At 46.3% G+C, this 12,181-nt stretch carries 6 protein-coding genes; 5 read left to right on the top strand and 1 reads right to left on the bottom strand.

Going from position 1 to position 12,181, the window contains the following annotated elements; translation table 11 throughout:
- The first annotated feature begins 10 nt into the window (after positions 1-10).
- From ACYVD4_RS13905 to ACYVD4_RS13885, 5 genes are all read left to right on the top strand, one after another.
- Entirely contained in the window at positions 11-2,707 is a 2,697-nt protein-coding gene (locus ACYVD4_RS13905; RefSeq protein WP_460946579.1) for a DUF5686 and carboxypeptidase regulatory-like domain-containing protein, read from the top strand.
- Between the two features lie 138 nt (positions 2,708-2,845).
- Complete coding sequence (locus ACYVD4_RS13900) at positions 2,846-3,769, top strand: metallophosphoesterase family protein (protein WP_460946577.1); 924 nt, start codon at positions 2,846-2,848, stop codon at positions 3,767-3,769.
- 133 nt (positions 3,770-3,902) lie between these two features.
- The gene (locus tag ACYVD4_RS13895) at positions 3,903-4,394 is read left to right on the top strand and encodes an MOSC domain-containing protein (RefSeq protein WP_460946575.1); all 492 of its coding nucleotides are present in this window, start codon (positions 3,903-3,905) and stop codon (positions 4,392-4,394) included.
- A gap of 234 nt (positions 4,395-4,628) precedes the next feature.
- Positions 4,629-6,350, top strand: a complete 1,722-nt coding sequence (locus ACYVD4_RS13890; protein WP_460946573.1) for a tetratricopeptide repeat-containing sensor histidine kinase — start codon at positions 4,629-4,631, stop codon at positions 6,348-6,350.
- 8 nt (positions 6,351-6,358) lie between these two features.
- The gene (locus ACYVD4_RS13885) at positions 6,359-7,117 is read left to right on the top strand and encodes a LytR/AlgR family response regulator transcription factor (RefSeq protein WP_460946571.1); all 759 of its coding nucleotides are present in this window, start codon (positions 6,359-6,361) and stop codon (positions 7,115-7,117) included.
- A gap of 75 nt (positions 7,118-7,192) precedes the next feature.
- On the opposite strand, the gene ACYVD4_RS13880 is transcribed toward ACYVD4_RS13885, so the two are convergent.
- Positions 7,193-11,926, bottom strand: a complete 4,734-nt coding sequence (locus ACYVD4_RS13880; RefSeq protein ID WP_460946569.1) for a fibronectin type III domain-containing protein — start codon at positions 11,924-11,926, stop codon at positions 7,193-7,195.
- Between the last annotated feature and the right edge of the window lie 255 nt (positions 11,927-12,181).

Here is a 12,181-nt window from a genome sequence, read left to right as displayed (position 1 = left end):
TCATTCGTGCATGAAAATTTTTTTGCTTAGCCTATTCTTCTTAAGTCATATTAGTATCGCCACTGCACAAAACACTACGGGGTTGCGTGGTACGGTGAAAAACAGCAAGGGAGATCCATTACCTTACGCGGCTATTATTGTGAAGGGAACGCCCAATGGCACAATCTCTAACGACGAGGGCCGTTACGAAATCGCACTGGCACCGGGCAAATATGATATTGTATTTCAGTATCTGGGTTTTCAGACAATTCAAAAGCCAATTGAGGTGCAAACGGGCTTCACTACGTTAGAGGTTACACTGGAGGAACAAGCCCTGAAACTGGCCGAAGTACAAACCAAAGCTGGTAACGAAGATCCGGCTTATACCATCATGCGTCGGGCCATTGCCAAGAGTCGGTATCACCAGTTGCAGGTGCTCCGGTTTAAAGCCCGAGTTTATACCAAATCGTCGGTTACGGTGCTCGATATTCCGAAGCTGGCCGAAATGACGTTTCGGAAGCAATTGAAAGAAGCCGAACGGGAGGCTAATTTTAAAGTAGGCGTACCGATATTAAACGAAACAGTTGCTGAAGTTGCTTTTAATCAGCCGAATACGTATCGACAACGTATTGTTGCTAATCGAAATTCGTCGGGCGATTTTCTGAGCCCTAGCCGGTTTTATAACGCGAGTTTCTATACGCCAACCATTGGCGGAACGGTATCGCCCCTTTCGCCTAAGGCGTTTGCGTATTACAAATTCGAATATAAAGGCACGTTTCGTGAGCCGGGGCCCGACGGACAACCGGTCGAAATCAGTAAAATTCAGGTTATTCCGCGCCAGTATGGCGAAGGCGTTTTTCGCGGAACAATCTATATTCTCGAAAATAGCTGGGCCATCCATAGCCTACAACTCGAAACAGTAAATAACATTGGCGTTACAATTGGAATCAGGCATATATGTAGCCCAGTTCAAGGTGTCTGGATGCCTGTTAATCAGCGCTATACCGGAAGTGGTTCTTATTTGGGAGTGCGTGCATCGGGCTACTATGTTCGTAACCTGACATTCAGCGAATTTGTCGTAAACCCTGCGTTTGCCGCTGATATTGAAGTGGCCGACGAAAAGAAAGGTCCTCCTGCAACAACGCTCTCCAAAGGCGAAATCAAGAATAGCCAGCTTGAGGACGTAGTGAAAAAGCAAAAAGAATTTTCGACAAAAAACCTGCGTCAATTGGTCAAAGAATATGAGAAGCAGGAAAAACAGGCTCGTAAAAAACGAAAAGAGGACGTAGCGGTAATACGTGATGACTCGATGGTAGTTGATTCGATGGCTCGAAAACGCTCGAATGTATTCTGGGATTCGCTACGTTCGGTGCCACTTACTACCGCCGAATCCAAAAGTTATCGGAAGGCCGATAGTCTGGGCTTGATACGTGAACTAAAAGCACCCGGCGATAGTACACGTAGCGATAGCCTTAACCGTCGGAAAAACCGCAATAAGTTTAAGCCGGGGCAGTTACTTGGCGATTATAACTGGCGTCTTTCGAAGTACAGTACACTGCAATACGGTGGACCGCTTACCCGAATTGAATACAACACGGTGGAAGGATACGGCGTAGAAAGTAGCTTGACCTGGCGGTATCGTCCCAAAGTAGATTCGGTAAGTCGGTTTGTTCAGATTCCGTTGAGTGAGTGGACATTGGGCGGAAATTTGCGGTATCAGTTTGGCCGAAAGCAGTTTGTTGGGTATGGACATGCTGGCTATCAGCACAAATCGACACGTATCAACGTATCGGGTGGGCGTTATTTCTTTCAGTTTAATCCCGATAATCCGATCAGTCCGGCCCTTAATACGTTTACTACGTTGCTCTTCGAGCAGAATCTGATTAAACTGTATCAGAAAGATTACCTGAACGTAACGTTTAGTGCTGCTCCCTTCGACAGTCGGCTAAAGCTGATTGGTAGCCTGGAATATGCACAACGTACAGAGCTGGCCAATTTTAAAGAAGATATAAAACCTTGGTTCAACTGGCGTAATCGGTCGTTTACCGCGAACCGTCCCGATAACGCAGAACTGGAAACAACCGCTTTCCCAACTCATAATGCACTTATTTTAAATCTTACGGCATCGGCAAAACTTGGGGCAACCGAATATACCATTCGTAATGGTCGGCGAATTGCCCGAAGCGATAACGATGCTCCTCTACTAACGTTGAACTACCGAAAAGGTATGGCCGATCTGGACTATGATTTCGCGCAGGCAACCATTAGCCATTCGTTCGAAACAGGAATCCGGAGTCGGTTGAATTATCAGTTTAGTGCGGGTATGTTTTTCAACGATCGTCAATTGTATCTGCCCGATTTTAAACACTTTGCTGGCAACGAGTTCTTTTTTCAGCAGGGCGACGTAGTGTCGAGTTATCGACTTTTGCCATACTACCAATACAGCACGGGCAAACGGTTTCTGGAAGGACACGTACTGGCTGAGTTTCGTAAGTTTTTTGTTACACAGTTAACCTTAATGCGACTGATTGGCCTGAAAGAAAACCTGTTTGTTCACTACCTCAACACGCCCAATTCGCGGCATTATACCGAAATCGGTTACGGTCTGGATGGGCTGATTCCGCAGGTGTTGCCTTTCTTTCGGGTAGAAGTGATCTCGCAGTGGCAGGATGCCAAGTATCAGGGTTTAGGTTTTAGAATTGGTACTACGTTAAAATTTGGCCGATAATTGGAACGTAACACGGCTACATTTCCTGTTTGTGAACAAGTTGAATAGAGTAGGTAGATTTGCTAATAAATTCATAAAATCCTTGTAATCAATACGTAACAGATAGAGCCTTATTTTGCGCAAACCAATACACCGTGCATGAATCGTCGCGACGTAGTTAGACGAATGGGTACGGGCCTTGCGGCTCTTTCTGTTACTAATCTGGCTACCGCCCAGGTAGCACCACCGCCCCGTCAGCGGGTGGTACGTATCGCTCACCTTACCGATGTTCATATGCAGCCGTTGGTAGGGGCTGCCAAAGGCTTTGAAAAATGCCTGCACCACGTTCAGGCAATGGCCGAGAAACCTGACCTGATTATCAACGGGGGCGATGCCATTATGGAAGCCCACGGCCGGGGCCGAGATAGTGTTCGGCGTCAGTGGGAGTTGTATCAGAATGTGTTACGTAGCGAAAATGCGTTGCCTTTGCTGAGCTGTGTTGGCAATCACGATATATGGTGTAAGCAGGAAACCGCTGCCGCGTTTAGCGATGGTCGTAAATGGGCGATGGATGAACTGCAACTCGCGCGACCGTATTACAGTCATACCCAGAACGGCTGGCATATTGTGGTGTTAGATAGTGTTCAGCCCAAAGCCGACGGCAGTTGGTACACCGCCCATCTGGACGAGGAACAATACCACTGGCTCGAAGCCGATTTGAAAGCTACGCCCGAAAACGTACCCATTCTGATCGTGTCGCACGTTCCGATTCTGGCGGCTTGTGTTTTCTTCGATGGACAACGATTTGCTGACGGAAACTGGAACATTCCTGCCCGCTGGATGCATAGCGATACGGTTCGGCTTACAAATCTTTTTCATCGGTATCCGAACGTAAAAGCGGCCATCAGTGGTCATATTCATCTGGTCGACCGGGTCGATTATAATAACGTATCGTATTTCTGCAATGGTGCTGTTAGTGGTGCCTGGTGGTTTGGGAAATACCACCATACCGGAGCCGGTTACGCCGTCGTTGATTTGTATGATGATGGTACGCTCGAGAATCGCTACGTAAGTTATGTCTGAACTGCCGGGTAGCCCTGCGGGATTGATCGGATTTTGCTATTTCTAGCTGAACGCGATTTATGGATTAAAACAGATTGGGTTCATACGGAGTTAAGAACAAAATCTGTTTAATCCTTAAATCTGTGTAATCCCGGTGCAGAGTATCAAAGAATTATTTACGGTTTTTTCGCGTTCTGGCCGTGTCGACTGGATTGGAATTCGTCCGGCCCGAAAGACGTCTGTACAGGTTGTTGATTCGGTCGACGTTTCGGAGAAAAAAGGAATTCTGGGCGATCATTATAGCGGACAAAGCGGTAATCGACACGTAACGCTGATTCAGGCCGAACACCTGCCCGCCATTGCTTCTCTATCGAACCACGACACCATTGATCCTGGTTTACTACGTCGGAATATTGTTGTGTCGGGCCTGAATCTACTGGCCCTTAAAGATCTTCAGATTCAACTTGGCGACGTAGTGCTGCTCATCACCGGGCAGTGTCATCCTTGTTCGCAAATGGAAACGGCGCTTGGTCCGGGTGGTTACAATGCTATGCGTGGACATGGGGGCATGACCGCCAAGGTGATAAAAGGCGGCACAATTCGAGTGGGAGATGCCGTTATGGTTTTGCCGTCAAATGATACGTAGCATTAAAACCAGCCTCTAGTGTTAGCCACTTGACTTAGTACATAGTCTTTTCTTGGCCTACTTACTGGTAATGTTTGGCAAATGCGTTGTTTTTTCTTTCCAGATAGTAGTTTTTTCTTCTGAACGCCCGTAGGAGAAATAGTGATTGTTACAGTAAATTTGATATTTGTTTGCAGTCTGCACTCTCTTTTAACAACCACTATGCTCTCTCGTTTGGCTATATGCATAAACTGCATGTTTATACTATGGCTAATTGCGCCCAGTATAAGCACGGCACAGGAGCAGGTTTATCTCAAATTACGTACTGATCGGTTGCAAAATGCCCGTGAAGTAGAAGCACAGGCCATCGCTCAGAACGATTCGCTATTGTTGGCCGAAGCCTGGTATCTATACGGGAAAACCTACGCCTTTGCTGGCGACTATCACACCGCACAACGATACTTTCTAAAAGCACTACGTATTCAGGAAACCAGGGGAGATTCGGACGAGCTAAGTCGGTTATATGTACGGCTAAGTGAAAACGAAAATATGCTGGGGCGCTCAGAACAGGCCATGAAGTTTGCTCAAAATGCCCTGTCTATTGCAAAGCGCGTTCGGCTAAATCAGGATAAAGCACTGATACGTAGCTACGGCACGCTAGGGCTTCTTTATGAAAGCATATGGAGTAAACAGGTGCCGCGTCGGCAATCACTCTATGATTCAATACTGGCCTATTACCGGAAAGAAACAAGCCTTTGCTATAAGATTAAGGATACATCCGGAATTGCCGAATCGGTTATGAATATGGGTACATTTCTGACTCAGGGAAATGATCGACGTTCTATTCCGTACTTAAAACAAGCACTTGATTTATTTACACTGAAGAATAAAGATGGTATTCGGGTACGGGCTATGGCAAGATTAGCTGCGGCTTATCTGACGTTTGGCGAGCCAGATTCAGCCTATCAGATACTTCGACAGGCTGAACAATTCTATTCTGATCGAAAACTGAATGAATACGATGTTCGTATGGTTCTGGAACATGAATTGGTTCGGTATTATGAAAAAACAGGCCAATGGCCGAAAGCGTTTGAGCACCTCAAAGAGCTGAACGCACTCGAACGAAGCCAAATCCTGTCGGATCGTGACGGTGCGATTAGCCGCTTGAATGTGGAGTATGAAACCGAAAAAAAGGAGGCATTACTACAGGCCAAAAACAAAGAAATAAAGCTGAATGAGCAAAATCTGCGATTACAACAATTAGGAACGTTTGCTGTCGCTATCTTATTAGTTGTAGCTGTGGGCGTTGGGTTTGTCTTTTTTCGATTATCTCGAAAGAATCAACGTATCAGTCGGCAAAACGAAGAGTTGGTTAAAGAACAGAATCACCGGGTCAAAAATAATTTACAGGTTGTCTCCAGCCTGCTTAGTCTTCAATCGGAACGGCTAACCGACGAAACGGCGAAACGGGCCGTAGAAGAAAGTCAGCTTCGTGTACAGGCAATGGCCATTGTGCACCGGCGCTTGTACGATGGTGAACAACTGGCTAAAGTAGAACTGAATGATTTTATTCGGGAACTGGTCAGTGGAGTTTTGCAGGCTTTCGGTTATGACAACGTACCAGTTGAGTTTACGATTGACTCGATTCATGTTTCGGCAGATAAAGCCATTTCGGTAGGGTTAGTTTTGAACGAGCTGATTACAAATGCCTGTAAATATGCTTTTCCTGCTACTAACAGTCCCACACTACGTATCAGTTGCCGTAGAAATGGACGTAGTATTCAATTGGAAGTGGCTGATAATGGCCCCGGTTTCGCAAATGTTCCTGTTCTTGATGCCGACGATTGGCTCGTAGACAAAAATGGCTCATTCGGTATGTCGCTGATACAGACGCAGGTGGCTCAGCTCAACGGACGCGGATCTTTTGACTCAAATCGGAGAAAAGGCACAGTGTTTGCGATGGAATTTAACGTGTGAATTCAGGTATGACTTCGTTAAAAATTCTGATTGTAGAGGATATAATTATTACGGCGATGGATCTTCGCCAGATTCTGGAAAAAGCTGGTCATAAAGTCACCGGAATTGCCCGAACTTTTGATGCAGCCCGAAAGTCAGTTATTGCCAACCCGCCTGATCTGGCGTTGATTGACATTGAACTGGAGAAAAGCTCAACAGCGAACGGTATCGATACCGCAAAAGAGTTGCTGATACTTCATTCAATGCCAATTATTTACCTGACAGCTAATTCAGAACCTGCCATGTTCGAATCGGCGATGGCTACACAACCGGCCGCTTATTTGCTTAAACCGTTTAAAGCCAACGAAATTCTGTTTACGATAGAACTAGCTTATCATAACTTTCAGAATACCCGTTCGATACCGGCCGATATGTCTGCTCAGGAGTACCTCCTTCTGCCAGTTGGTAAAGGATTGGAAAAGATTGACTTAGCCGACGTAATGTATCTGGAAGCCGATGGAGCCTATGCGAAAGTGATTCTGGCCGATAGATTTGTTCACACCGTTAGCACAAATCTGGGCCAACTGGAACAGTATTTCCGGGTAAATAACTTTTTTCGCCTTTCTCGCTTTCACGTCGTAAATCTCGATTATATCAAACGCCTGAAAGATGGCGAACTTCTCCTGATCGACAATCAGACTATACTTCCTATTCCGGCAACGAGTCGTAAAGAACTCTTAAAACGAATGACCGTAGTACGTACTAAACCGGGAACCGATAAACGTTGACCGGATTAGTCTGATAAAGCAAATGCGCCAACTAATGTAGTTGGCGCATTTGCTTTATCATAAAAGTAGCATACGTCAGAATCCAAGTCGTAGTGAGGCTCCTTCGCTATAAGTTAGCCCTCCCTGAGCCGTGAAACGAATAATAAGGGCGTTGTTGCTGGTTCCTGTTACGTTCACAGCATGGCGAACTTCTACGTTATCGGTTGCATTTGGAACGCGCCCGCACGACCAGATTGAGGCATTATTCCAGTTTCCGGGTTGTGTAGTAAACATAGCCGCGCAAGCTGAACTAACTGTCTGGAAAGTAAGTGGCTGCGTTGGATAACCCGATGTGCTACCTCCGCTGCAAAGTGTGCGTACCTGCCACTCATAAGCCGTACCGTTATTCAAACCGGTGAGCGTATAACTTGTTACGTTGCCAACCGAAACAGTAGTATACGTACCACCGACTGGCCTATATTGCAATTCATACGTTGTACCCGTTGGGCCATTCCAGACAAGTTGTGCCGATGTTAAATCGATAAATTGCGAGTAAGCATTCGTCGGCATTGCACACTGTGTAGTAAAGAACAGTGAATGTGAGAAATTAGAACCACCACCACCACTACACAACGTTTTAACCTGCCATTCGTACGTTGTATTATTGGAAAGGCCCGCCAGATTATAATTTTCAGTCCCAATCGACGAAACGGTTTGCCACGCTCCTGCGCCAACACGATAACGAATTTCATACTGAACGCCCGAGCTAAAACCATTCCAGCTCAACGTAGCCGACGTAGCACCAACATTAAAGCTGTTTGGATTTAGTGGAATATTACAAACCGTGCGGAAGAAATTAATCAGCGAATATTCCGACGATTGCCCATTTGTACAAACGTTACGAACCTGCCATTCATAAGGAGTATCACCGTTCAGACCCGTCATCCGGTAGCCGCTAAATGTGCTTGTCGTAGTCCAGTTTGTGCTGTAACCAGCGCGCCAGCGGAATTCATAACTCTGGCTATTCGAACCAAACCAGACTGCTGTAGCAGCAGCATTGGTAATGTCTTGCGTAGCTAAACTAGTCGGTGGTAAACAGTTAGAGACGCAGCCAACCGAAACAAACTGAGCTGTAACGAAATCAGATGTACTACCGCCCGGACAAACAGTTCGTACCCGTACATCATACGCCGTACTACTAACCAAACCTGCTAGCGTATAATTTGTATTTGTTGTCGTTGTTGCTGTTTGCCAGGTTCCCGACGATTGTAGTTTATATTGCACTTCATAGGTTGTTCCACTACTTGTGCAGCCGCCCCACGACAGATAATATACGCCACAGTCTGAGTTATAATTATAGGCATTCAGGAAGGTTGGAACCGGACAACTGCTGAGCGTTGTAAAAGCTACTGGTCCAACAAAATTTGTACTCTCACTGGCTCCGCAGATTGTGCGCACCTGATATTCATAAGCCGTATTTGCACTCAGGCCCGTTAGTCGATAGGCGTCTGTGGTCAGGCTGCTAACCGTTGTCCAGGTAGGTTGCCCAACGGCCCGCCATTGTAGCTCATACGTAGCGCCACTAACACCCGTCCAGTCTAAATTAACACTGCTATTGGTGATACATAGGGCCGACAGATTGGTAGGCTGGGCGCATACCGTTGTAAAGCTCTGCAAAGCTCCATAGGCCGATGGAGAACCTGTTGCGCAGGAACTTCTAACCTGCCATTCATAAGCTGTATTACCTCTCAGACCACGTAGCGTTTGCGAAGTAGATGACAAAGCCTGAGTAGTATTCCAGGTCGATGCACCGGTTGGCCGCCAGCGTAGTTCCCACGAAAGTCCGAACGTACTTACATTGGTTGACCAGCTCAGCGAAGCCAGATTAAACGACGGGGAACTGTTGTGAGTAGTTGGAACAGCCGGATTACAACTAACGGTAGTCAGGCTTTGTACAGGCGTATAGTTACTCGTATTACCATCGGCACAAATTGTTCTTACCCGATAATCGTACGTAGTACTGGGAGACAAACCCGTAATGGTAAAGAAAACACTGTTTGCCGATATAGAACTTCCGCTATTGGAAAAGGAAAGCTCATTCAATACTGGTGAAGTATTATCCCACGTAGCGCTGGCGCGGGTTTTCCATTCAACAACATAACCAACACCATAGGTTGGAGTCCAGTAAATTTGAGGACTACCATTGCTAAGGCCACTGCTCAGCGTAACGGTAGGCGTTGGGCACGACGTCGTGAACTGGGTTGATGCACTGAACGTGGAGCTAACACTAGGCGAGCATACACTTTGCACCTGAAATTCGTAGGTAGTTGCGTTGGCCAGCCCCGGCAACGCATACATAGTGCCACCAATATCGCTAACCTGAGTCCACGGAGTAGTGCCTTGTTGACGGTATTGAATCGTGTATCGGGTCCCATTGCCTGCGTTATTCCATTGAAGAATAGCACCATACGAGCTGATATTGCTTGTATAGCGTGAACTTGGCGGGCTGCAAACGGTAGAAAATATCTGTAAGGGAGCAAATGCCGATGTTCCATAAGCTCCACAGATTGTCCGTACTTTCCATTCGTAACTTCCGGATATATTCTGCAATTGATAGCTGCTAAACGTAGTCGTTACTGATGTAAAAGCCGACGTACTGCCTTGTTGACGATATTGCACCTCATACGTTTGGCCTGATGAACCATTCCAGCCAAGGGAGGCTGAATTGAACGTAATGCTGTAGGTACTTGGGTTATCTGGTATACGGCATTCAACCCGGAAAATAGGCCCTGTTACGTAGCTTGAACTGCCGGTTGGTGTGCAAAACGACCGAACCCGCCAGGCATAATCTGTATTGGGCGTAAGTCCTGTGAGTGAATAAGAGAATGAAGTATACGTAGCAGTTAAGCTACTAACCACCGTCCACGGCCCCGTAGCACTCTGACTGGCAGGCGTATAGGACACTTCCATGGTGGTGCCAGCAGGATTGTAATAATCACTGTACCAATTCAATAGGGCTGAAGTAGACGTAATATTACTAACGGCTAATGATGTTGGCCCTGCACAGCTTTGTGTGGCAAACGACGTAGTAGAAGAGAATGGCGACGTAGCCCCTGCCCCACATACGGCTCGTACCTGTGTAACATACGTAGTGCCTGCATCCAGCCCTGTTAGCGTATAGCTATAGAGTGAACTGGTGCCTGTAATATTGGAAACCGATTGCCACGTGCCCGAATTTTGGGGTCTATACTGCAACTCATGTGGCGTACCAATTTCGTTTGTATACCAGGATAGACCAGCCGAGTTATACGTAACCGTATTATAAATCGCATAGGCTGAATTTGTAGTGCCGCACTGCGTAGTAAAGCTTCTGGGCGTAGTGAAGGTCAGACTACTTACATTACCACAAACCTTACGGACCATCCATTCATAGGCCGTATTATTTGTTAAGCCCGTTAGTGAGTAAGCCTTATAACTACTCGTACTGCCCACAATACCGGTTACCGACTGGAATGTACCTACTGTTGGGCTTGTAGTCCTATACTGCACCTCATAAGTCGATGTATTGTCAGGATCATACCACCGCAATTCGGCCGATTTTGAGGTAATGGTAGATATGCTGGTATTATTGTCCAGCGCCCGACAGGAGGTAGAAAACGACGTAGTAGTAGAATAAGCAGAGGTAACACCCGGTGCACAAACGGCCTGTGACCGCACTCTATAGGTAACATTCGCGGTTAAAGCTGTTAACGTATACGGCGACGTAACGTTTGATACGATCACTGGAGTACCGCCTGGCTGTGGCGTATATTCTATATTATAAAGCGTACTGGCATCATTAGACGAGTTATAGGGTTGTATCTCTGCCGTAACTGAGCCAACCGTATTTACGTAAGTCGATGGCGTAAAGCATTGGGTTGTGAAACTGCTGGTTGCAGAGTAAGGAGACGTAGTGCCGCCACCGCAGTTGGTCTGCACCTGAAAATAATACGTTGTGTTAGGCGTAAGGCCAGTAAGCGTATAACTGGTTGTACCGGTTGTGGTACTTGCTACGTTTGAAATTGTCTGGAATGTTCCGGCAAGGCCCGCTTTATACTGGATATTATACGTAGTAGCAGGCCCATAACTACTCCAGTTTAGGATGGCCTGATTGTATCTGACTGTTCCTGGATATACAGAGGTGGGCGTATTACAGGCAGCCGTGAAGTTCTGGGTTGTGCTAAAAGGAGAAGAAATGGTTCCGGTGCAGGCCTTTTGAACTGCCCATTGGTACGTTGAGCCATTAGTAAGCCCTGTTAGTGTGTAGTAAATAGTCGTATTGGTTCCATCTCCCGGAATATTTGGAATAGTTTGCCAGGCTCCCGCACCAACCCGATACGATACAGTATAGTTGTTCGTACGATCTACATCATACCAACGTAATCGTGCCGATGTATGGGTTATATTATCTGTACTAGCCGAAGTAGGGGCATTACAGGCTGTTGTGGTAAAGTTGGTCGAGGCTGTAAAACCTGATGTTTCACCTCCCGTACATAAACTTCTAACCTGCCATTCATAAGCAGTACTCGGCGTTAATCCGGTTAGATTGATAGAGCCATTCTGTGTTGTAGTAACGGTTATCCATGTTGCCGAAGAGGTAGTTTTATACCGATATTCAAGTGAAGTGTAGCTAGAAGCATACCAGTATAGCGTGGCACTTGTTGCATTAACGCTATATGTACTTAGGTTGTAGGGCAATGGACAGGCAAAAACACTAGCTGTTTCCGTCCCTGAAGCATGCTGCACGCTGTCGGTTGGGATGGCTCCAAGCGAAAAAAAACTGGACAACACAGCAAGTACAGTAAATAGAAGACGGTACCTGATAATCCTGTAGAGAAGCGTCATAGAGTGATTGAGATAGTTGTGGAAGTAATTGAAGAAGAAAAAGTAAGCTACACTATTGGCATAGGAATCTATCTCATAACCGGAGCTATTTAGGCTATCGACATCATGAAACGGATTAAGAATTTAAAATTGAAGACGTCAGGTAGATAAATGATACCACAAACCATAGAACTATCAGACCATTTTCTATGGACTGATAGT

This window comes from Spirosoma daeguense (assembly GCF_054776875.1).
The sequence above is the reverse complement of the archived record's forward strand: the minus strand, read 5'-3'. Positions and strand labels throughout refer to the sequence as shown.

Excerpts from the sequence above, each read along its gene's own strand:
- ACYVD4_RS13905 (WP_460946579.1), top strand. The coding sequence starts at position 11 with ATGAAAATTTTTTTGCTTAGCCTATTCTTCTTAAGTCATATTAGTATC.
- ACYVD4_RS13900 (WP_460946577.1), top strand. The coding sequence starts at position 2,846 with ATGAATCGTCGCGACGTAGTTAGACGAATGGGTACGGGCCTTGCGGCT.
- ACYVD4_RS13890 (WP_460946573.1), top strand. The coding sequence starts at position 4,629 with ATGTTTATACTATGGCTAATTGCGCCCAGTATAAGCACGGCACAGGAG.
- ACYVD4_RS13885 (WP_460946571.1), top strand. The coding sequence starts at position 6,359 with ATGACTTCGTTAAAAATTCTGATTGTAGAGGATATAATTATTACGGCG.